At 59.3% G+C, this 23,750-nt stretch carries 15 protein-coding genes; 1 reads left to right on the top strand and 14 read right to left on the bottom strand.

Translation table 11 applies throughout. The features are described 5' to 3' along the window. Window positions 1-27: 27 nt before the first annotated feature. The 7 genes from ABH945_RS08700 to ABH945_RS08730 form a co-directional block, all read right to left on the bottom strand. Window positions 28-1,389, bottom strand: a complete 1,362-nt coding sequence (locus ABH945_RS08700) for a TldD/PmbA family protein (RefSeq protein ID WP_074763637.1) — start codon at window positions 1,387-1,389, stop codon at window positions 28-30. Beyond that, window positions 1,389-2,825: a TldD/PmbA family protein gene (locus tag ABH945_RS08705; RefSeq protein WP_429250288.1), complete on the bottom strand. Its 1,437-nt coding sequence runs from the start codon at window positions 2,823-2,825 to the stop codon at window positions 1,389-1,391. The genes ABH945_RS08700 and ABH945_RS08705 overlap by 1 nt, the downstream gene beginning before the upstream one ends. Further along, window positions 2,818-4,485, bottom strand: coding sequence for an ABC transporter ATP-binding protein (locus ABH945_RS08710; RefSeq protein ID WP_429250289.1), 1,668 nt, complete (start codon window positions 4,483-4,485; stop codon window positions 2,818-2,820). The genes ABH945_RS08705 and ABH945_RS08710 overlap by 8 nt, the downstream gene beginning before the upstream one ends. After that, window positions 4,482-5,597 carry an ABC transporter permease gene (locus ABH945_RS08715; RefSeq protein ID WP_429250290.1) on the bottom strand — a complete coding sequence of 372 codons (1,116 nt, stop codon included), beginning with the start codon at window positions 5,595-5,597 and terminating at the stop codon, window positions 4,482-4,484. The genes ABH945_RS08710 and ABH945_RS08715 overlap by 4 nt, the downstream gene beginning before the upstream one ends. After that, a complete protein-coding gene (locus tag ABH945_RS08720; protein ID WP_074763633.1) occupies window positions 5,551-6,603 on the bottom strand; it encodes a microcin C ABC transporter permease YejB in 1,053 nt (350 codons plus the stop codon). Before ABH945_RS08720 ends, ABH945_RS08715 begins: the two co-directional genes overlap by 47 nt. Window positions 6,604-6,611: 8 nt before the next feature. After that, on the bottom strand, window positions 6,612-8,504 hold the full coding sequence (locus ABH945_RS08725) for an extracellular solute-binding protein (protein WP_429250291.1): 1,893 nt from the start codon (window positions 8,502-8,504) through the stop codon (window positions 6,612-6,614). A gap of 292 nt (window positions 8,505-8,796) precedes the next feature. After that, the gene (locus ABH945_RS08730) at window positions 8,797-11,283 is read right to left on the bottom strand and encodes a TonB-dependent receptor (protein WP_429250292.1); all 2,487 of its coding nucleotides are present in this window, start codon (window positions 11,281-11,283) and stop codon (window positions 8,797-8,799) included. A gap of 31 nt (window positions 11,284-11,314) precedes the next feature. Here ABH945_RS08730 and ABH945_RS08735 point away from each other — a divergent pair, with 31 nt between their 5' ends. Next, window positions 11,315-11,569: a hypothetical protein gene (locus tag ABH945_RS08735; RefSeq protein ID WP_429250293.1), complete on the top strand. Its 255-nt coding sequence runs from the start codon at window positions 11,315-11,317 to the stop codon at window positions 11,567-11,569. A 309-nt stretch (window positions 11,570-11,878) separates the two neighbouring features. On the opposite strand, the gene ABH945_RS08740 is transcribed toward ABH945_RS08735, so the two are convergent. The 7 genes from ABH945_RS08740 to uvrA form a co-directional block, all read right to left on the bottom strand. Continuing rightward, window positions 11,879-12,454 carry a helix-turn-helix domain-containing protein gene (locus ABH945_RS08740; protein ID WP_074763631.1) on the bottom strand — a complete coding sequence of 192 codons (576 nt, stop codon included), beginning with the start codon at window positions 12,452-12,454 and terminating at the stop codon, window positions 11,879-11,881. Between the two features lie 260 nt (window positions 12,455-12,714). Then, window positions 12,715-13,920 (bottom strand): tetratricopeptide repeat protein, encoded by a 1,206-nt coding sequence (locus tag ABH945_RS08745; protein WP_429250294.1) that lies wholly within the window; start codon window positions 13,918-13,920, stop codon window positions 12,715-12,717. A gap of 9 nt (window positions 13,921-13,929) precedes the next feature. Beyond that, entirely contained in the window at window positions 13,930-14,358 is a 429-nt protein-coding gene (locus tag ABH945_RS08750; RefSeq protein ID WP_074763629.1) for an ExbD/TolR family protein, read from the bottom strand. 59 nt (window positions 14,359-14,417) lie between these two features. Further along, complete coding sequence (locus ABH945_RS08755) at window positions 14,418-14,840, bottom strand: ExbD/TolR family protein (RefSeq protein WP_074763628.1); 423 nt, start codon at window positions 14,838-14,840, stop codon at window positions 14,418-14,420. Between the two features lie 12 nt (window positions 14,841-14,852). After that, window positions 14,853-15,755, bottom strand: coding sequence for a MotA/TolQ/ExbB proton channel family protein (locus ABH945_RS08760; RefSeq protein WP_429250295.1), 903 nt, complete (start codon window positions 15,753-15,755; stop codon window positions 14,853-14,855). 76 nt (window positions 15,756-15,831) lie between these two features. Next, on the bottom strand, window positions 15,832-16,542 hold the full coding sequence (locus tag ABH945_RS08765) for an energy transducer TonB (RefSeq protein WP_074763626.1): 711 nt from the start codon (window positions 16,540-16,542) through the stop codon (window positions 15,832-15,834). 973 nt (window positions 16,543-17,515) lie between these two features. Then, window positions 17,516-23,455, bottom strand: coding sequence for an excinuclease ABC subunit UvrA (gene uvrA / locus ABH945_RS08770; protein ID WP_429250296.1), 5,940 nt, complete (start codon window positions 23,453-23,455; stop codon window positions 17,516-17,518). Between the last annotated feature and the right edge of the window lie 295 nt (window positions 23,456-23,750).

Below are 23,750 nucleotides of genomic sequence, written 5' to 3' on the forward strand. Positions count from 1 at the left end.
TCTTCTAGATTTTTTTGACCCATAGGCTCATAACGTCAGTTCAAATGATCTCACCAGAATGCCGGGTAGTTGCATGCCGCCCGTGGCACGCTCGCCCCAGGTCGAATCGCTCAATTGCAGTTCGGCTTCCGCACCGAGTTGTTCGAGTTCGCCGCCTAGCAGGCGGTACAGGCTATCGTCGAAACGCATGGCTTCGAGCGGCGCAACGATCTCACCGTCTTCCACCCAGAAGGTCGCAAAGCGCGTCATACCGGTGAGCCGGCAATTCATCCGGTCCGAAAAATTCACATACCAGAGATTGCCGATGTAAAGACCTGTACCCAGTTTTGCGAGTACATCTTCTTCGCGCAGATCACCCGCTTCCATTGAAAGCGCGACGGGCGATTCGTTCGGCAATGCGCCATTCGGTGTCAACCCATACTCGCGTGCGCTCCGGGCGTTAGTCAGTCGCTCGACACTCCGGCCCGCTTCGATCAGCGCAACGCTGTCGCGCAAATAGCCGTCGTCGTTGAAACCCGGTGTAATGCCGAGCGTCAGATCTTCGCTGATCGTCACACGCGGATCGAGCGTCACTTCACCGGTATGCAGCTTGTACAACTCACTACGCGAACTCGCCTGAGCCCGTGCGGAAAACCCGGCCCACGAAGCAACGCCCAACAGTTCGGCAAGCGCGGCAGGCGCAATCCACGAACGATAACGCCCCGGCGACAATGCACGCGGCGCTCGCGCGAGCACCGTGAGTCGAGTCGCGGCCTGCTCGACTTTATTGGCGAATACAGCGTCACTCCAGTCGTCGCCAGCGTAAGTCGTCTTGATCGCGCGGCCGCTCGGGTCATAGAGCGACCAGCTGAAATTGAAGTTGTCCACCTCATACCAGCCCCGACTACCGCTCGTGGACGCGAAGCCGCGCACAATCGTGCCGCCGGCGTAGAAGCCGACGAAATCGAGCCCCTTTGCACACTCCGCCACCACGCGGGACAGATTACCGGGATCGGGTAGCTTGCCGGAACGCTGCGTGACGCGTGACCATTTCGTCGTGTCGAACAGCAGATGCGGATCGTCGGCGGCATCGCGCAGACCTTCGCGCAAGGCGGCGAGCGCCGAGCTGACGTCGTCGAGATCCTGTTGCAGATCGCCGCAAACCGTCAGCGTCGAATACGCCTGACGTGCTCCGTCGATCAGACGCAGCGTCAGCTTGCCTTGCGACACGCTGCCGGTCTGCCTCACCTTGCCCGCGTTGAAGCGGATAAAGTCGGACTGCTCACCCGCAAATGAGCTGAGTGTGGTCTCGCCGCTCTGTTGCAAACGCTCGATGGCATCGGCCAATGAATTGAAATAGCTTTGCCAGTCCACTGACGCCGCCGCGCGTGAAGAAATCAACTGGCTCATCACGCGCCTCCAAATACGTCGATATTGCTGAACACGCATGCGGGCGACGCATGTCCCACACGAATAATCTGCGCAGGTTCGCCCTTGCCGCACATCGACGTGCCATACACTTCGCGAGTGGATGCATTGCCCACCGCACTTAAACTGCGCCAGAAATTCGCGGATATGCCGCGATAATTCGGCTGCTTTACAACCTGAGTGAGTTTGCCGTTTTCAATCAGCTGACCGAATTCGCAGCCGAACTGGAATTTATTCCGGTGATCGTCAATCGACCACGACGTATTCGTGCGCATTAGAATGCCATGTTCGATATTGCCGATCATCTGCTCCAGCGAACTCTCGCCAGGTTCGATATTCAGATTCGCCATTCTGTCAATTGGCGGCCGGTTCCAGTTCGATGCGCGCGAGTTGGCAACGCCTGACATTCCCGCGCGCTGCTGTGACAGTGCGCCGCCTAACGGACGTTCGAGTATGCCGTCACGAATCAGATATTCTTTGCGCGCTTCCGTGCCGTCGTCGTCGAATGCATAAGCAGCCGCTTCTTCTCGCAGATCGGGATCGAACGTGACGTTCAGCAATTCCGAGCCGTAGCGATACGAACCGAACATCTCCTGCTTGACGAAACTCCAGCCCGCAAAATTGCGTTCGTCACCGAGAATCCGGTCAAGCTCCAGCGGATGACCAATCGATTCGTGAATCTGCAACATCATCTGATCGGGCATGAGCAGCAAATCACGCTTACCCGACGGGCAATTCGGCGCAGCCAGCAATTGCAGTGCTTCATTAGCGACGCGCACGCCTGATCCTTCGAAACCGAAACGCGCCAGCACTTCCATTCCGCCTTGTCCCAGCGTGCCGTAATTGCCGCCCAGCGTGCGTGTCTGCGTATCGCCATTCGCATGGGCCGCTACACTCAATTGCGGCATCACGAACTGGAATTGCTGATCAATTCGAACACCTTCGCTGGTGATATAAAACTGATCGGCATGCGTAATCTGCACCGCCGCAACGCGCTCGACAATGCGCGTATCGAGATTCGCGCGGGCGCATTCCGTGCCCAGAATGTCGAGCCATTCTGCCCGGCCCGGCAACGGCTTCTGCACATTCGGCGATATATAGGCACCGCTCGCAGCAGGCCGCACAACCTCGCGATGATCGATCAACGAAAGCGACGCGCTTGCTTCAGCGCGTGCAGTAGCGATATCGAGCGCCGCCTGCAAACCCGCTGCCGACAGATTCGCGGTAGCCGCATAACCCGCGCCTGCGCCGACCCACGCGATCAACATCGCGCCGCGATCGCGCACGGTGCGCAGCGGCTGCGCGATATCGTTGCGGATTTCGTGATCGTCGACCCGTTCGTCGACAATGCGCAGCGACCAGAACGCCGCGTCACTTTTTAGCGCACGGGCGGCTTGCGCCCAACGTTCGTCAATCATTGGCATTTTCCGTTGAGATCATGCTGACGGCCTGCTCGGGCACGGCAAGCGACGAGGCCAGCAACGACCGTGTATAAGGATGCGATGGCGCATGCAATACGTCGAGCGTGTCACCGGCTTCGACGATACGCCCCGATTTCATCACGATCACGCGATGCGCCATGGCCCGCATCACCGCCAGATCGTGCGTAATGAACAGATAGCTTAGAGCGTATTTCTTTTGCAGATTGGTGAGCAAACTCAACACCTGCTTCTGGATCGATACGTCGAGTGCGCTGGTCGGTTCATCGAGTACCAGCAATTCCGGCTGCACCGCCAGGGCGCGCGCAATCGCAATGCGTTGCCGCTGACCACCGGAGAACTCCTGGGGATAGCGCAGCATCGAATCGGCGGGCATGCCGACTTCTTCGAGCAAACTGCCCACACGCGCGCGACGCGCTTTGACGTCGATTTCCGGGCGATGCATGACGAGACCCTCGCCAATAATCTGCTCGACGGTCATGCGCGGCGATAGTGAGCCGAACGGGTCCTGAAACACGACTTGCATGCGTGAATACAACGCGCGACGCGACTTCGCGGTTTTCAGCGTCGAAAGCGGCATGCCGTCGATATGAATATAGCCCGCAGCCGGTTGCTGAAGACCGAGCACCGCAGCCGCGAGCGTCGATTTTCCCGACCCCGATTCGCCGACGATGCCGAGCGTTTCCCCGCGCCGCACGCTCAGATCGATGTCATGAACTGCACGGAAAGTGGAACTGCCGAACATCGAACGCCAGCCTTTCGCCGACGTGCGGTAATCGACGGCCAGCCCTTGCACTTCGAGCAGACGACGTGCTTTCGAGTCGACCGGTTCGATCGCCCGTTGCGGCTCGCTGTCCAGCAGACGCTGCGTGTACGGATGCTGCGGATTTGCAAATAGTGCTTCCGTGGTGTTGGTTTCCACGAGAACGCCCTTCTCCATCACTGCGACACGTTGTGCAAAACGCTTCACCAGATTCAGATCGTGCGTGATGAGCAGCACCGCCATGCCGCGCTCCGCTGCTTCCTGCTCCTGCAACGAAATCAGCAGATCGACAATCTGCTGACGCACGGTGACGTCGAGCGCGGTGGTGGGCTCGTCGGCGAGCAATAGACGCGGACGGCATGCAAGTGCCATTGCGATCATTGCGCGCTGTCGTTGCCCACCGGACAACTGGTGTGGAAAGCTGTCGATTCTGCGCTCGGGTTCGGGAATGCCGGTACGGCGCAGCAACTCGATGCCGCGCTGGCGCGCTGCGTTGGGACGCAAACCCTCATGCAGCCGTAGACTTTCCGCAATCTGCTTGCCGATCGTGAAGAGCGGATTGAGCGCGGTCATCGGTTCCTGAAACACCATTGCCACGTCGGCACCACGCAGGCCGCGCATCTGTTGCTCGGTTTTCTGCAACAGGTCCTCGCCGTCGAGCAACATCCGGCCACTCAATTCCGCATGTTCTACGAGGCGCAGAATGGATAACGCCGTCACGCTCTTACCGGAACCCGATTCTCCGACCAGCGCCACGCGCTCGCCGCGTGCAATTGAAAGGCTCAATTCATGCACTGCCACCTTCCCACCGAAACGCACGGAAAAGCGGTCGATTTCGAGCAACGGTCTGTTCTCGTGCATCTGCGTTGCTGTCATCGCGGACCTCCACCGAAGGCCGAACCGCGCGAACGCGTGTCGAGTGCATTACGCAGCGCGTCGCCCATAAAGGTCAATAGCAACAACGTGATGACCAGTGCAGCAAATGCCGACATCGAAATCCACCATGCGTCGAGATTGTTTTTGCCTTCCTGTAGCAACTCGCCGAGGCTCGGTGTCGGCGGCGGCACGCCAAGTCCGAGAAAGTCGAGACTCGTCAGCGACAGAATGGCCGCGCTCATTCGAAACGGCAGGAATGTAATCACGGGCGTAAGACTGTTCGGCAATACATGGCGCAACATGATCTGCCAGTTGCTCAGACCCATCGTGCGCGCCGCTCTCACGTAGTCGAGCGAGCGGTTACGCAGGAACTCGGCGCGCACATAGTCGGACAGCACGAGCCAGCCGAACATCGACAGCAAAATGAAGAGCAGCCACAGCGTGGGTTCGAAAATCGACGCGAAAATAATCAGCAGGTAGAGGTCCGGCATCGAACTCCATATTTCGATCAGCCGCTGACCGACAAGATCGGTTCTGCCGCCATAAAAGCCCTGAATAGCCCCCGTCAATACGCCGATCAATACGCCCGATACCGTGAGCGCAAGCGCCATCAGTACCGACAGTCTGAAGCCATAAAGAAGTCTAGCCAGCACATCGCGTCCGAATTGATCCGTGCCGAGCCAATTCGTCGTGGTCGGTGGAGCGGGATAAGGATGTGCGGCGAAGTAGTCGATCGTGTCGTAATGAAAATGATTCGGCGGATAGACCGCGAAGTTGCCCTTGGATTCGAGGCGCGAGCGGATATACGGGTCGAGATAATTCGCGCGCGCAGGAAAGTCTCCGCCGAATAGCGTCTCCGGGTAATCCTTCACGATCGGGAAATAATAGTGCCCGTCGTAACGGACTATCAGCGGACGATCGTTCGACAGCACCTCGCCGAGCAGGCTGATGGCGAACAGCGACACGAAGATCACCAGACTCCAGTAGCCAAGGCGCTGTTGTTTAAAGCGAAGCCACGTACGCCGCCACGGTGACGGCGACGCCGCGTGCGCCGCGCCGGACGAATCAGCGGTCCAGGCGGTTGAATTGGATGCGGGGGTCGACGAGGACATAGCAGACGTCAGCAATGAGTTTGGTTACGAGGGCGATCAGCGTGAACAGAAACAGCGAGCCGAGCACAACGGGATAATCACGGCGAATCACCGAGTCGTACGAAAGCTGGCCCATGCCGTCGAGGGAGAACAGTGTTTCGATCAGCAGATTGCCGTTCAGAAACGCGCCGACGAAGGCCGCGGGCAAACCGGTCAGCAATGGAATCGCCGCATTGCGCAATACGTGCTTCCACAACACGTCACGCTCCGGCGAACCTTTCGCGCGCGCTGTCAATACATACTGCCGGCCGATTTCTTCGAGAAAAGTATTCTTGGTGAGGATCGTGACGATCGCGAAGTTGCCCACCACCGAAGCAGTCACCGGCAAGACGATATGCCACAGATAGTCGAGTAGCTTCCCGAAAGTACTGAGGTCGCTGAAGTTATCCGACGTGAGACCGCGCATGGGAAACACCTGCCAGAAGGTGCCGCCGCCGAACAGCATCAGCAACAAAACGCCGAGTACGAAGCCTGGAATCGCATAACCCGCGAGTACCAGAACACTGGTGAGCGTATCGAAACGTGAGCCATTGCGTACCGCTTTAGCAATACCTAAAGGCACCGACACCAGATAGGTCAGCAATACCGTCCACAGTCCCAACGTGATCGACACCGGCAGCTTCGAGCGAATCACCGCCCATACGCTGTCATGCTGGTAGTACGACTGGCCGAGATCGAATGTCGCGTAACGCCGGAGCATCAGAAAATAGCGTTCTAGCGGCGGTTTATCGAAGCCGAACTGTTTCTTGATCTGTTCGAGTTGTTGCGGATCGACACCCTGGCTGCCGTGATAGCCACCACCGCCCGCCCCTGCCTCTCCACCACGGCCAGTGCCGTGGCGGAGTTGCGTCATTACCTGTTCGACCGGCCCACCCGGCACGAACTGCGTAACGACAAAGGTGAGCGTCACCACGCCGAGCAGTGTCGGCACCATCAGGAGCAATCGTCTGAGAATGTAGGCGAGCATGCAGTGCCTCAGTGGGCCGTAGTCGTGGAAGAAGATGCGGTTTGCGCGGGCGGCTGCTTCGCGTACCAGTAGTCGATTACCCAGTCTTCGTATTGATACGAGGTCGGCACAATGGCCGGATAACCAAGCCTCGTCTTATAGCCGATTCGCGCGTCCGGTCCGTAATAATGCGGCACGAGGTAATACGAGTTGATCATCACGCGATCCAGTGCGCGGGTCGCGGCCTCCAGATCGTCGAGATTGTCGGCGGCAAGCGCGGAATGAATCAGTGAATCCACCGCCTTTGAACGAATGCCCGGATAGTTCTCCGAGCCTATCTGCGATGCGGCAGCACTCCCGAAACGGCGCGTCAGTTCCGCTCCCGGAATCGTAACCGGCGGATAAATATAGGTCGTCATGTCGTAGTCGAAGTTATCGAGCCGCTTCTGATAGAGCGCACTGTCGAGTTCACGCATATGTGCCTGAATGCCGAGCGTGCCGAGTGCCTGCATGTACGGCAGAATCAGACGATCCATGCCGGGCTGGTCATCTATCACCTCGATTGTCATTGGCGTGCCATTAGCGTCGCGCAATGCGCCATCGCGATAACGCCAACCCGCTTGCGCCAGCAAATCACGCGCTTCACGCAGATTGCCGCGCAATGAATCGGGAGCGATGGTAGTCGGCTGCTTTAGCATCGGACCGAATGCCTCTGGCGGAATACTGCCGCGCAACGGTTCGAGCAGCGCGAGTTCTTTCTGGCCCGGCATGCCGGTTGCCGCGAACGGGCTCGCGTCGAAATAGCTTTCCTCGCGCCGGTATTGACCGTAGAACATCATGCGGTTCATCCAGTCGTAGTCGAAGGCGAGACTCAGCGCGTGGCGCACGCGCACGTCCTGGAACATCGGTTTGCGTAAATTCATCAGGAAGCCCTGCATCTGCGCGGGACCATCTGCGAATTCACCTTTCTTCAGTATTCCATTGTCGAAGTTCTTGCCGACATATTTGCGCGCCCATTGCGTCGCGCTGTATTCAACATCGATGTCATCGTTGCCGGCCTTGAACGCTTCGAGTTTCGTGTACTGATCACGATACAGCTTGAACGTAATGTGTTCGAAGCGGAACATTCCTCGTCGCGACGGCAGATTCGCTGCCCAGTAAGCTGGGTTACGGCGATAAGAAATCTGCTTATCGTTTTTCCGAGCTTCTATCAGATAGGCCCCGCTGCCAATGGGAGGCACCGTCGCCATCTGGTCAAAAGGCAAACGCCGGCCATCGGCCTGCATGCCCCACTTCAGAGAGAGGATTGGCAGATCTCCCGCAATTAGCGGAGCGTCACGTTCCGCACGCCTGAAATCAAAACGTACCGTGCTCTTATCAATCACGGTCGCGCTTTTAACCACCGCGAACTGCGCGTTGAAAAGCGGTGATGCCTGCGGACTCGTCAGCGTGTCGAAAGAGTACTTTACGTCGGCGGCGGTAATCGGGTCGCCATTCGAGAAGCGGGCAGCCGGATTGATGTGGAACGTCGCCGAACTCAGATCGGGGGCGACATCGACATTGTCCGCAATCAACGGATATTCGGACGCCAGTTCGTCCCAGCTACGCTGCATCAACGTGTCGAACATCAGGTTCAGAATGTCAGGCGCGGGCGCACCACGCACCAGAAACGGATTCAGCGAATCGTAAGTCTGGAACTCGTTATAGTTTTGAAACGTAAGCGTACCGTCAGCGGGCGCATCGGGATTCGCGTAATCGAAATGGGTGAAATCCGCTGGGTATTTCGGCTGGTCGTACTGCGAGATCGACGGCTTCGCCAATGCGTCGACAGAGCCAACCGCCGCCAATGCGCCGAGCAGCGCGGCCAGCGTCAGCGCAGTACTTCTCTCAAGAACCGCTGGTTGGCGGAGAATATTTTGCATCGCGCGCAACGGTCGTAACTTCAAAAGTCTTTTCATGTCTCAGCGCGGGACTCACGGGGGCTTTTCGCCACCACGCTCCGTCGGATAGTTGGTCTGGTTAGCGCAACGATGCGCGTAGACATCGCCACCGTTACGTCTGTGCGGCGCGGCTCGTCGGGTTCTGACATTTCACGCACACGGGTACTCACACTATGCATCGCCAAAAAGTACACCGCTCCGGCGGCGCATTACGCGCGCCGGAGCGGTCGGCCTATCTTGCGATCGTACGATCGACAAGCAATCTATCCGCGCATCAGAACTTATACGTCGCGCCGACCTGGGCGAAGCGGCCGAAATACGTGTACAGCGACGTATCGTAGCCAGTCTGATCGAGCGTACCGTTAGCGAAGATCGGATCGTACGGCGGCGCGCGATTGAAGATGTTGTCGATGCCGCCGAAGATCGTCCAGTTCTTGAAGCCCGTGTACGTCATCATCAGGTTGAACTGGCTATACGAGCCGATTCTGGACGGTGCCGGTGCTGCCGCCAGATTCTGCGCGTACGGACCAGTGAACTGCCACGTCAAAGCCGCGTCGAACTTGTGATACGTCCAGTCCAGCGTGGTGTTGCCCTTCCAGCGCGGGAAGCTGCCGCCGAACGGTTGCGTGAGCGTGTAGTTGTTACCCGCGCCGTTGATCGGACTTTCACCCACGAGACCAAGCTTGAAACTGTTCACGTAGGCCCAATCAGCCGTCAACGTAAAGACACCAACCTTGGTCGGCAACGCCTGACGCAACGTGCCTTCGAAACCGTTCGTGTCGAGATAGCCGAGGTTCTGATACGGGATGACCTTGTATAGCAGATTGCCGTTTGCATCGGTAACAACCTGCGACGGCTCGCCTTGGCCGATAACGTTATCGACGCGAATCTTGTACCACTCGAAGCCGACATCGGTGGTGCGGGTCGGCGACATCTGGAAGCCGATGTTGAGGTTGCGTGTGCGCTCAGCCGCGAGATTCGGATTGCCCTCTGTAATCGACGTGTAGTTCTGCCCCGTGTTCGGATCGACCTGAATGCCGAGCGTTTGCGACTTGCTGTCTTCAACGAACGTCGGCGCACGGAAGCCGCGGTTATACGAGGTATAGAACGTCAGTGCCTTGACCGGTTGATAGCGCAGCGCGAAACGCGGCGAGAAGGCGCCACCGACATCGCTGTAGTGGTCGTAACGGCCCGACTGGCTAAACGTCAGGTTCTGGATGATAGGAATGTCGATCTGGTAATACACGGCCGCGACGTTGCGCTGGCCGTCGACCACCTGCAGGTCCGGGCTGATCACGAGACCCTGCTCGTAGGCAGCGCCGGGCTCCACGTTCACGCTCTGGTGGGTGAATTGCGCGCCGAAACCGAGGCCCACGTCGCCTGCCGGCAGATGAAACAGGTTCGGCGTCGACAACGTTGCATCGACCGTATCGAGCTTCGAGATGCCGAGGTTGTCCGCATTCATGTACAACCCGTTGAGCCCGTTAGGCGTCGCGGCCGGGTTGGCGAAATTGAAGGTCCCGTTCTGGTAGATATTTGTCAGCGCGGCAACGTTCAACTGATTGTTGTACTCGTTGGCAACCGTGCTTTGCGAGTGGCTGATCGAAGTGGCCCAATCCCAGTCACCGTGCGGCAAGCTAAACGACCCCTTCAGGCCGGTAGACGCACGCCAGTAAGTGGAATCCGTCTGCTCCGAAACCGTATTCGGGAACGCGTACGTGAGCGGCGTCGCAACACCGAACGGGTTGTACGGATTGCTCGCGGGCACCGTGAAATTGAACGGCGTGAGCAGCTTCGTTTGCGGGTTCCACACGAGCGCGGGGTTCTGCGGATTGCCGATGACGTTGTTCCACAACCCGTCGCTCGTGGTCGTCGAATTGCTGCTGACAAGGAAGTCACCGAACGCCGTCGTCGTATCGTTGATCTTGAAGTCTGCGTGAATCTTCGCGTTCAGACGCTCGGTCATCGGCGCGATGGACATGCCTTCTGCAGTGTTGAGACCGCAGACTGTGCCGGCCGATCCCGCCGTCAGCGAATTAGTCGCTGCAGGGCGTACCGAGCTGCCAAATGGGCAGCCGCCCAATGCCTGCGCGCTACCGTCCGGCATATTCCAGTACGAAGGCGCGAGTAGTGAAAGACCGCCGGGCTGATTAGTGAAGTCCTGATCGCGCGTCGTGTCGCGGTCGGCGAGTGTAATGCCGTTTGCCTTGTAGAAGCTTGCTGCGGCAGTGACGTTGAAGCGGTCGGAGTTTAGATCGCCGAAGCCGCCCAGCACGCCGAATTTGGTCGTACCCTGTCCGCCGCCGCCGTTGATCGCGCTGCCATAGCTGCCATCGAGTTGCAGACCCTGAAAGTCGTGCTTCGTAATGATATTCACGACACCAGCAATAGCATCGGAACCGTATTGCGACACCGCCCCCGTCTTCACGATTTCAATGCGATCAATGGAATTCAGCGGCAGCGTGTTCAGGTCGAAGAATGAATCGACGCTGTTGGAGAAGAACGCGAACGGAGCAACGCGTTGACCATCGACGAGAACCAGTGTGTACTTTTCGCTGAGGCCGCGCAACGCAATACCGGCTGCGCCCGCCGCAAAGTTACCCGCCTGCCCTTCGCTCCAGCTATTGGCCGAGTTGGCTGAAGTCGTACGCAGAAAGTCGGCAACGGTCGTTGCGCCGCTATTCTGAATGTCCTTCTGCGTCACCGTCTGAACCTGATTGAAGCCGACCTTGTCCGAGCTGCGGATCAGCGAACCGGTCACTTCAAACTTCTTCAGTTGCTGAACGTTGCCCTTGCCCGTCGTCGTCGCGCCGCTGTCCGCAGACGATGTCGCAGCCGCACCCGATGCAGGAACCGCCGCCGCAGCCGCAGCCGGCGTGCTTTCCGCCGTCGTTGAAGCCGTCGCCGTTCCGGTTGCGGCCGGCTGGCTTTGTGCAAATGCCGGAACGGCAATTGCAGCCGACAACGCCAGTTCAGCCCAAATTATTCTTTTGATGGCCAACGCCAATGCCCGTTGTTTCATTTTTCCCCTTCTCGCTCGTCAGTAAGGCCACAGCTATATGTGATGAGAGATCTTGTGGACCTCTCCACTCGATATACGGCGATCTTGCGCCGCGTTCCGTTTAAAGCCGCTCCGTCCATCAAGACGGAGTTCTTCAAATCATTCAAACTCGGACTACTAATTTCTTACAAACGAAATGCGCAGCGCTTTCTCTTTTCTTATCTTCTTGTTTCAATCGGCATCACGTATGCGTCGTACGCAATACCGGTTTTTCAAACTCGATTTACCCTTAAGGCATACTTATGAATGTGGATCGACTACCTTTGCGAGAAGGAACGAAACCAGTAATACGACACTAGAACAATCGTGGAGTACCTACCCACACAAGCACTGCTTCTTCGCCGGCAGTATTGGACCAGGCGTGCGGCACGGTGGACTCGTAATGCGCGGTGTCACCTGCCTGCAATACGAACGTCGTACCTTCCAGGGTGAGCGATATCTGGCCGCTCATCACATACAGAAACTCTTCACCCGCATGCGTCGTGACTTCCGACGGGTTCTGCCCCACCGGCATCCTGACGAGAATCACTTCCAGCTTGCTGCCTACCGACAGATTCGTGAGCCGCCCAAATCGATTAGCGGTTCCGTCGAATCCGAAGTACTTCAACTCACTCGCCCTGCGCACCGATTTGTCTTCGGTCGGTGTGTCGACGAAGTACTGCACCGTAACGCCTAAAGCGCGAGCAATACCAACCAGTGAGGTAATTGAAGGTGTTGCGTGCCCCCGTTCAACCTGCGACAGAAAGGGTTTGGAAATCCCCGCAGTCGTTGCCACTTCATCCAGCGTTCGCTTGAGCCGTTGGCGAAGCGCGCGAATCTTGCTTCCTATAGCGACTGCAATGTGTGCCTTGTTATCGAGTGGCAAAACCATAGCAAGACAGAATCCTGTAGTCAAAAATAGTTTGATAAAAGCTAATTATGTTTAGTCGAATACCAACATCCTCCCTGAGACACCACCGTTAAGGCAGTGACCAATCGTCATGAATAACGTGATGAATGTGATTCTGAAAAAACGACAAGCGCCGACTCTCAGGGTAAAGACGCGTTTGCAATCGAATTGCAATAGCGAGTACAACCGCGTTAAACACGCGCTTTACCAGGAGAGAGGAAAGAGCCTGACTATGAATGTTCTTATTTCGATGCCACCAGTACCCATAAACGAGCGAGATCGGCCGAACCGTCAGTGCCTTTAACCGCACGAAACGCCTGGACGGCCCGCGCCTTCTCACCAGCGAGGTAATAGGCTTCGCCGAGATGCAGTTGCGCCTGGTCCGGGTGATCGAGACCGCCCTTTGCAATTGCTGCCTCCATTCCCGCGAGACCCTGCTTTGCCTGTCCCGCGAAAACTTCGTTGAAAGCGACATCAACTGGCGCGACCGGGTTCGCCGGATCGGCGGGTGCCTGTGCGCGTTTTGCTGCCAACGCCTGCAGGCGCTTTTCACGCTCGGCCTGCGGATCGTGTCCGAGTGCACCTGACGTAAAGCCCTGGTCAATCACCTGTTTGCCTTCAGCCGTGATGCCCGCGACGATAGCGAGTTGCGTCATCTCCATGTAGTCGTCGGCGGAAGTCAGCGAACCGGTGGCGCGACGCAGACGATACGTGTCGATATCGAGTGTCGATGCATAGCCCGGCTTGTTGCGGATGGCCGAGAACAGATCGTCCCAATAAGATTGCTTCGGGTGATACGCGACCAGCTTTTCGAGTGTGCTGCGATACGTCGCGTCGTCCTTCACGCGCTGTGCGCAAGTGCCGAGCAATTGCAGTTGCGATTCGTCAGGCACATGACCGGCGTGAACCTGTGCATCGACGGTGGGTTTGAGCAGGCTCACCACACTCGCGCAATCGTTCGACAAGTAGTAAGACTGAACCAGCAACGTGTGCATATCAGGATCGTTGCCACCCGCCTTCAGATAACGCTGCGCTGTTTTAGCGGCTTGCGCGTAGTTCTTCTGCTGGAAATAGATGCCCGCGAGTGCCGCCTCAGTGCGCTGTTCGTCCGCGCCCGCGAGATGTCCCGAACTCAATAATGTTTCGTATGCCTGAGCAGCGACCGCGGAGTCACCGGCAGCCGCCGCAGCCGCACCACGCATCTCCTCGATCACGGTGCTCTCGTACGGCGTCTTGCCCGGCACGGCCGCAGCCTGATCGATCTTCGTCAACGCGCCCTTGTAGTTGTGCGCGCGGTACAGGTTCTGTGCATCGTTCAGCGGTTTCGCCACGTCCGGGCGCAGCGTGTCTGCCGCATGCGACAGCGACGGCAGCATGGCGAGTGCGGAAAGACTGCCCATAGCGGCCGCCATGACGGCGCGACGGAATCGTCGATGGATCGTTTGCATTGCCCTTTCCTATTGCATGTACTGCTCGTTGCCGATCAGCCCGATTTTCGTCGCGCCGATTCGTTGCGCGGATGCCATGACCGCAGCGACGTCCTTGTATGGCGCCAGCTTGTTCGGCCGCAAATGAATCTCGGCTTGCACGGGTTCCGCCGCGACTTGCGCAAGCCTGGATTCGAGCGCCGCGCGATCCGGCACAGGCTGTCCGTTCCACGTCGTCGTGCCATCGAAATCGATATCGATCTGCACCACTTCCGGCTGCGTGATCGGCGGCGGCGGATTACCCACCGGCAAGTTCATCTTGATCGCGTGCGTCTGGATCGGAATCGTGATGATCAGCATGATCAGCAACACCAGCATCACGTCGATCAACGGCGTGGTGTTGATATCGACCATTACGTCCGGCTCGGAACCACCGCCCGACGATACGTTCATTCCCATGATCGCCTCCTGTCGACCGGACCTCGCGGTTCAACGCGCGAGTCCGGTCCCGTGCAAAGTTAGCCGCCGCGTGCGGGCGGCTCGGTGATAAACGAAACCTTCGCGATACCGGCGCGTTCGCACGCGGTAATGACCCGGCCGATAAATTCATAGCGCGTGCTCTGATCGCCGCGCACGTGGACTTCCGGTTGCGGCGTCATGACCGACACGCTTTTCAGGCGTGTCAGTAGCGTCGGCGCGTCGACCTGTTTCTCGTCCCAGAAGAAGTCGCCGTCGCGATTGACCGCAATGACGATGCTTTTCGGCGTGGTCTGCAACGGCTGGATCGTCTCCTTCGGCAACTGCACCGGGACCGTGTGCGTGACCACCGGAATCGTGATCAGAAAGATGATCAGCAGAACCAGCATCACATCGACGAGCGGCGTGGTGTTGATACTGGAGATGACCTCGTCGTTATCGTCCTGCCCAACGCTCATAGCCATGACGGACTCCGCTTATTGAACCAGCGACGCTTCGCGAGTCGCGGCACGTTTGGAGCGGCGGCTGCCGGCCAGCAGAACCGTATGCAGTTGTGCGCCGAACGCACGCACACGCTCCATCACCGACTTGTTGCGACGAACCAGGAAGTTGTAGCCGAGCACGGCGGGCACAGCCACCGCGAGGCCGATTGCCGTCATGATCAGCGCTTCGCCGACCGGACCCGCGACCTTGTCGATCGATGCCTGGCCTGCAATACCGATTGCCGTCAGCGCGTGATAAATACCCCACACCGTGCCGAACAGGCCGACAAACGGCGCAGTCGAACCGACCGTACCAAGAAAAGCCAGGCCGTCTTGAAGACGATTGGATACGTTGGTGATTGCGCGCTCGACCGATGTATCGATCCAGGTATTACGGTCCACTGCTTCGAGCAACGCTTCGTCGTGATGCTCGCCTGCCTCGATAGCCGTCTCGGCGATGAAGCGGAACGGCGATGCTTCGTCGAGCAGCTTCGCGCCCTCGACCAGCGACGGCGCGCTCCACAACTGTTCATCAGCACTCTTCGCACGACGATTGGCGCGGAATTGCTCGAGGAACTTGGTGATCATGATGTACCAGCTACCCATCGACATGATCACCAGCAGGATCAGAACGAAGCGCGCCACGAAGTCGCCGTTCTTCCAGAGTGCGCCGAGACCGTACGGGTTACTGACGGTTTCGGACGTGGCCGGCATCGGCGGCGGCACGGCTTCGTCGGCGGCGGAGCCCGCTGTTTGCGGCGCGGCCGTAGCCGGTGCGGCAGCCGACGCGGTCGCGTCGCTAGCCTGTGCATGCGCCGTTTGCGGCGCGACAAAGTCCACCGTGGTGACGGCGATCAACATGCTTGCCGCCAGTGCGGCGAGAGTACGCTTCTTCATGCCTGCTCCATGTTCATTAGTACAACGTCAAAACCCAGACTGATAAATCGCTACCGGAACCGGACAGCCGGTGAATTCAGTTCAAATTGAACGAGAACGGAACTTGCACACGGACAGCCTGGCCTTGGGAAACGCACGAGAACTGCTTGACTGCGTTGAAGGCAGCGCGATCCAGTGACGAATCGTCTGCGGACTTCGCAACCCGCTCATTCGTAATATGGCCCTGCGGATCGACAACGAACTCGATCACGACGTCGCCCGTCACATTGTTTTCCTGCGCCTCTTTCGGGTAGCGGATCGACGAACGGATCTGATCCGAATTCGGGCACACGACGCCGACTTCCGTGCTGACCGGTTTGGTCGGTGCGGGCGGGGCCGGCGGTGCGGGCGGCGCCACAGCAGGCGCAGAGACGACCGGCGCAGCCTGATGTGCGATGGTCGGTTGCGGCGGTGCCTGCACCGGCACCTCGGGCGGCGGCACGAACGGCGGCGGTGGTGGCGCGAATTTCGGCGGCGGCAATTGCACTGTCGGCAACGGCGGCGGAGGCGGCGGCTTTACCGGCTCGATGATTTTCGTTTCGATCGGATGCTGGATCACCTGCACGACTTTGGTGGCGAGGCCATTGATAAGTGCGTAGATCAGCACGACGTGCAGCAGCAAAACAATGGCGATACCGCCGAAGCGGCGAACCGGGTTTTGCTGCTTGCGCCCGAACTCGCGCGGGCGTCCCGGCCTTTCCATCCCGCCTGATGCTGCCGGAAATTGCCCTTCAACTTTCGTACCCACCTTGACTCCTCCGGCGTGAATCGTTCATTTCTGAAACTGGAATACGCATACCTACGGCGAACAACGTCCACTTCATCCGATTCGCTCGGACTAACTATTTGATTCGGAATCCAAATTGACGAACCCCTTCCCAACCAGAATCGGATGATCGTGGCTGAAGTAAGGGCGAGCGTCGGCAACGCGTCACGCGCGGCGAATGATCGAACCAGGTAGACGTACGGATAGGCGTACTAATGGATCAATGTCGACTCGTTCATTTCCGCTTTGCATGACCGCTAAAGACAACGTAAGGGACTCGAGCCGAAGTCGATGGAACTTTTGGCGTGAACGTCACATGCGCGTCATGGGAGGCAACAATAGCAGGACAAAAAATAAACGGTCAAACTTTTTTTGATGACAGAATACTAAGTTTAGATGAATAACTCTAATTGGCGCCGAAGTCGTATCGCTTTAAAAGAAAAAGCGAATATCGGGCAGAGAATAACTCGCATCTTGCCACTCACCTGGACAGACGTCAGCACACTCTTGCGCTGTTGTGACGTGCTCCGAAGCGGCAGATCGAATTGAGTCACCGAAACCTGAACGCCTTACCTGGCGGGCTTTTCGCAGCGCATTCAATGCACCTCTATTGCTCGCGACGAGCACGCTTGCAGAGTGCGATGAGAGCAGGAAAGGAACAGGTTTTGGGCGTCGGGAGGATAGCAGAAGAAAAATAGCGCTTATAAATTATTTAGCGTATTTACGACAGTTTTAATACTCGCTTTAATTATCCATTCTGCGTAATTACAAATTAATTCCAATAAATTACATATAGCCAACGAATACGGAGATGTATTGGGCGAGTAAGGCCCTGGGCGTCTTCTGTGTTGTTATGCCACCCGGGTATTTAGCAAGACGGTGACACTGCGACTACATGCGCAGCCGCTGGGCTTAACCGGAGCGACGCACTCAAGGCGCGCCGCTCCGCCCTGCTTCAACCGTTCGTGCCTTCGCCCGCGACTCGTGCCGTGCTGTTCTGCGCGCGTGCGAGTACCGGACGCAATGCGGCACCGGTATGACTAGCCGCAACCCGCGCCAATCCTTCAGGATCCGTCGCGGCGACGATCGTCCCGCCGCCTACGCCGCCTTCGGGACCGAGGTCGATAACCCAGTCGGCTTCGGCAATCACATCGAGATCGTGCTCGATCACGACGACACTATGGCCGCCATCTGCAAGACGATGCAGCACGCGGATCAGCTTCGCCACGTCGGCCATGTGCAAGCCGACCGTCGGCTCATCCAGCACATACAGCGTATGCGGCGGCTTCTGACCGCGCCGCGTGATGTCGTCGCGCACCTTGCTCAATTCGGTGACGAGCTTGATGCGCTGCGCCTCTCCGCCCGATAACGTAGGCGACGGCTGGCCGAGCGTCAGATAGCCGAGCCCGACGTCTTTCATCAACTGCAACGGGTGGCCGATGTTCGTAATCGACGAGAAGAACTCGACCGCCTCGTCGATCTCCATCGTCAACACGTCGCCGATATTCTTGCCGCGCCACGTGACTGCCAGCGTCTCCGGATTGAAGCGCTGCCCGTGGCAAACATCGCACGGCACCTTCACGTCGGGCAGGAAGCTCATGCCGATAGTGCGTACGCCTTGCCCTTCACAAGCCGGGCAACGCCCGTCGCCGGTATTGAACGAGAAACGCGACGCCGTGTAGCCACGCGCACGCGCCTCGAGCGTGCCCGCGAACAGCTTGCGAATGGCATCCCACACGCCGATGTAAGTGGCCGGACATGAACGCGGCGTTTTGCCGATCGGCGTTTGATCGACTTCAAGCACGCGGTCGATGCTTTCCCACCCGGTGATCGAATCGCACCCTTGCCAAGCATGCGTGACGTTCAGCGGCGCACGCGGCGCGGATCGCGCGAGCACGCTGGAACGCCGGTTGGCAGCGGGCTTTTCCTCAGCCGCCGCACGCGCACGCCGAGTGGCCGGCGACGACAATACCGAGCGCCCGACCGCATCCAGCAGATTGGTCATCAACACATCGCGCGCGAGCGTCGACTTGCCTGAACCGCTGACGCCTGTCACCGCGACAAGCCGCGACAAAGGAATGCCGACCGTGACATTGCGCAGGTTATGCAGCTTTCCGCCATGCACGGTCAGCCAGTTTTCCGGCACCGCGGCCGAGCGTTTACCGGCCGCGACCACTTCACGACGCGGCTGCAACGGGTGCACGATAGGATTGGCGAGGAACTGTCCGGTCAGCGAATCCGGCTGTGCGGACAGTTCCGCCACACTGCCCTGCGCGACCAGCGTACCGCCGCGCTTGCCCGCGCCCGGACCGATATCGATGATGTGATCAGCACGTCGAATCGTGTCTTCGTCGTGCTCGACCACCACCAGCGTATTGCCCTTTTCGCCCAGCTTGCGCAACGCGTTCAGGAGAATCTGGTTGTCGCGCGGATGCAAACCGATAGTCGGTTCGTCGAGCACGTAGCACACACCTTGCAGATTGCTGCCGAGTTGCGCGGCGAGCCGGATACGTTGCGCCTCGCCACCCGACAAACTGGGCGCCGCGCGATCGAGGCTCAGATAACCGAGCCCAACTTCTTCCAGAAATTGCAGGCGGCTGCCGATTTCGCTGATCACGTCACGCGCGATTTCCGCGTCGCGACCGGTCATTTCCAACGTGTCGATCCACGCGCGCGTGTCGGACACGGTCCATTGCGCGACATCGGTAATCGATTGTGTATTGAACGTGACGGCGCGCGCTGTCAGATTCAGACGCGTGCCCGAGCAATCCGGACACGGTTCGTCGGCAAGACCTTCGGGCTCCTGCTCTTCCGATGGCAAGCTCTGCTCGCGGCCCCGATTGTCTTCGACGATGATCGTGTCGTCATACGCCGCGCGTTGCTCCCGCGTGAGCGACAGCCCCGTACCGACACAGGTCGTACACCAGCCGTGCTTGCTGTTGTACGAGAACATGCGCGGATCGAGTTCGGGGTAGCTCGTGCCACACATTGGGCACGCGCGCTTGGTGGACAGCACCTTCACCGTGCCGAGCTTCGCCGTGGCGCGACCTCCGCTAATGGCGTCGTGCAGACCGTCGAGCGGCGCAAGCAGATGCATCACACCCTTGCCGATTTCGAGGGTCTGGTCGAGCGCCTCACGCAATTCGGCTTCGTGATCCGCCGACACGACCAGGTCCACCACCGGCAATTCGATCGTGTGCTCACGGAAGCGGTCGAGCTTCGGCCACGGGTCCACCGGCACAAACTCGCCGTCCACCCGCAGATGCGTATTGCCGCGCGCCTTCGCCCACTTCGCGAGGTCCGTATAAACGCCCTTGCGATTGACGACCAGCGGTGCGAGGAAACCGACATGCTGGCCTTTGTGATCGCGCAGCAATTGCGCCGCGATCGACTCGACACTTTGCGATGTCACCGGCGTGCCGTCGTGAATGCAATGCTGCAAACCGAGCTTCACATACAGCAGACGCAGAAAGTGCCAGACCTCCGACGTGGTCGCGACCGTACTCTTGCGGCCACCGCGCGAGAGACGCTGTTCAATGGCGACGGTCGGCGGAATGCCGTACACGGCGTCGACCTCCGGACGCCCGGCCGGTTGCACGATGGAGCGCGCGTACGCGTTCAACGACTCGAGGTAACGGCGCTGCCCTTCGTGGAACAGAATGTCGAAGGCAAGCGTGGATTTGCCCGACCCCGACACGCCGGTAATCACGTTGAATTTGCCATGCGGAATATCCACGTCCAGCGCTTTCAGGTTGTGCTCGCGCGCGTTGACGATGCGCACCACGTCTTCGCCCTCGATTGCTCGTCGGGCACGCGCAGCGCTCAGCGCCTTCTGCAACGGAATGCCTTGCGACACCGGTTCAGCCGCCGCGCCCATCGCGCGGTCGTATTGCAACAACGCTTCGCCGGTATGCGATTCGGCACACTGTTTGACGTCTTCCGGCGTGCCCGCGCACAGCACGCGGCCACCGCCGTCGCCACCTTCTGGACCGAGATCGATCAGCCAGTCGGCCGCGCGAATCACGTCGAGATTGTGTTCGATCACGATCAGCGAATGACCGCTCGCCAGCAGTTTGCCGAACGCCTGCATCAGCTTGGCGATGTCGTCGAAATGCAGGCCGGTGGTGGGTTCGTCGAACATGAACAGGCGTTTTGGCACCGCCTGTTTCGCGCTTCTAGCGGTGCGCGCCTGCGCCGATTCCGCGAGGAAGCCCGCGAGTTTGAGCCGCTGCGCTTCGCCGCCCGACAGCGTGGGCACCGGCTGACCGAGTTTCACGTATTCGAGACCCACGTCGACGATAGGCTGCAACACGCGCAATACTTCGGCATCCTTTTCGAAGTACGCAGTGGCCTCGCTGACGGTCAATTCGAGCACGTCGGCAATACTGAGCGCGCGAGCCGGCTGACCGCGCTCGATCTTCACTTCGAGCAGTTCTGCACGATAACGGCGCCCGTCGCAATCAGGACAACGCAGATACACGTCGCTCAGGAACTGCATTTCGATATGCTCGAAACCCGAGCCGCCGCAGGTCGGGCAACGGCCGTCGCCCGAGTTGAAGCTGAACATGCCGGGGCCGTAGCCGCGTTGCTGCGCGAGCGGCGCCTTGGCGAACAGCTTGCGAATTTCGTCGAATGCGCCGACGTAGCTGGCCGGATTCGAACGTGCCGTTTTGCCGATCGGCGACTGATCAACGAACACGACGTCGGTCACCTGATCCGCACCGGTCAGGCTTCTGAATGCGCCGGGTGATTCGGTGGCCAGACCGAAATGACGGGCCATGGCCGGATAAAGCACGTCCTGCAGCAATGTGGACTTGCCGGAGCCCGACACACCCGTCACGCAGACCAGCCGCTCCAACGGAATCTCGACGGTGACGTCGCGCAAGTTGTGTTCGGTTGCACCTTCAAGCACGATACGCGGCGTTTTCGCATCGACCGGACGTGGCGACCAGTGCGCGGCGTCGGCCACATGCCGGCGGCCACCCAGATATTCGCCGGTGAGCGTGCCCGACGAACGGATCGCGTCAGGCGCGCCGTCGTAAATGATCGAACCGCCCCGCTCGCCCGGGCCCGGACCCATATCGATCAGGCGATCCGCCGCGAGCATGACCGACGGATCATGTTCAACCACCACCAGCGTATTACCCGCGTCACGCAGGCGATGCATTGCCTCGACGATCCGGTTCAGATCGCGCGGATGCAGCCCGATGCTCGGCTCGTCGAGCACGAACAGCGTTTTGGTCAACGACGTGCCGAGCGCCGTGGTCAGGTTGATCCGCTGCACCTCGCCGCCCGACAACGTGCGGCTTTGCCGGTCGAGCGTCAGATAACCGAGGCCCACGTCGCACAAATACTTGAGACGGGTACGCACTTCGGCGAGCAGCAGCTTCAATGCGTCGTCCAGCAACGCGGACGGCAAACTGATTTCGTCGAAGAAGCGCCGAATGCGCTCGATCGGCATCAGCATCAGATCGTGCACGGTCAGACCCGGCAACGCTTCGAGTTGCGCGCGTGTCCAGTCGACACCGCGCGGCATGAAGCGGCGCTCCGCGGCCAGCACGTCGTCCGCATTCGCTTTGGTGCCGAGACGCCACAACAGCGATTCCGTTTTCAGACGCGCGCCGCCGCAGGTTTCGCACGGCGTATAGCTACGGTATTTCGACAGCAGCACGCGGATATGCATCTTGTACGCTTTCGATTCGAGATATTCGAAGAAGCGTTTGACGCCGTACCAATGGGTTTGCCACTTGCCGTTCCAGTCCGGCGAACCGTTGATGACCCAGTCGCGCTCGGCATCGGTCAGCTCGCCCCAAGGCGTGCCGCGCGGAATGTCGGCTTTCGCCGCGTAGCGCATCAGGTCGTCCTGGCATTCTTTCCACGCGGGCGTTTGCATCGGCTTGATCGCGCCGTCGCGCAGCGTCTTGCGCGCGTCGGGAATCACGAGGCCGAGATCGACGCCGATCACGCGTCCAAAGCCTCTGCACACTTCACACGCGCCGTAAGCCGAGTTGAACGAGAACAGCGCCGGTTGCGGGTCGGCATAACGCAGATCGCTGTCCGGGTTGTGCAAGCCCGTGGAGAACCGCCAGATTGGCGGCTCGGCGCTCTGGCCCTCCGCCGCTTCAGACGACGCGGGCAGCACGTAAATATTGACGCGCCCGCCACCGCGCTTCAGCGACGCCTCGATCGCCTCGACCACCCGCTGCTTGTCCACCGAACGCAAACGGAAACGGTCGGCCACCACGTCGAGCACCTTGCGCTTACCGGTAGGCGAATCGACTTCGCGCTGCGCCTGCACACGCGTGTAGCCGCTCGCGGACAGCCATTGCTCCACTTCCTGTTCCGACGCGGATTCGGGCAACTCGACGGGAAACGTGACCACCAGCCGGGGTTCGTCCTGCTCGGTACGAGCGAGCAGATCGGCGTAGATCGTTTCCGGCGTGTCGTGGCGCACCTGCTGTGCGGTATTGCGGTCGAACAATTCGGCTGCGCGCGCATACAGCAGCTTCAGGTGATCGTTCAACTCCGTCATCGTGCCGACGGTGGAACGCGAACTGCGCACCGGATTGGTCTGGTCGATCGCGATGGCAGGCGGCACACCGTCCACCCGGTCGACCTGCGGCCGGTCCATGCGGTCGAGGAACTGACGCGCGTAGGCGCTGAAGGTTTCGACATAGCGCCGCTGGCCTTCCGCGTAAAGCGTGTCGAACACGAGGCTCGATTTACCGGACCCGGACGGCCCGGTAACGACCGTCATTTCGCCGGTTCGTACGTCGAGATCGATGTTCTTGAGATTGTGCTGGCGCGCGCCGCGGATCTTGATAGTGCCGTTAGATGACAATTTTTCCGACCGTCTGAATGAATGTCTGAATGGGCGGGCCCGAGTGGGCCACATGTCACGGACGCCTCGCGACCGCGCAAGTTCGGTGCAGCCGGGGTGGCAGCGCAGACGCGCCGAAGCCCGGCTTGCAACGGAATACTATACTGTATATCTATACAGTTTTCCATGACCCTGCCGGGAGGGTGCCCCGAAGTGTAGCGGGCGTGAATGACGGCAAAAGCGGGAGACACTGGATGGTGGCAGCAAGGGTTGTGCCGATTCGGAAGGCGGTTGAAGCCAGGCGCAAAGGGCCCGGCAGAGAAAAATAACGAAGAGCGATCAGGCCATCGGTGTGAAGAAGCCAGCGGCC

Source organism: Paraburkholderia sp. GAS333 (genome assembly GCF_050435665.1).
GTDB lineage: Bacteria > Pseudomonadota > Gammaproteobacteria > Burkholderiales > Burkholderiaceae > Paraburkholderia > Paraburkholderia fungorum_A.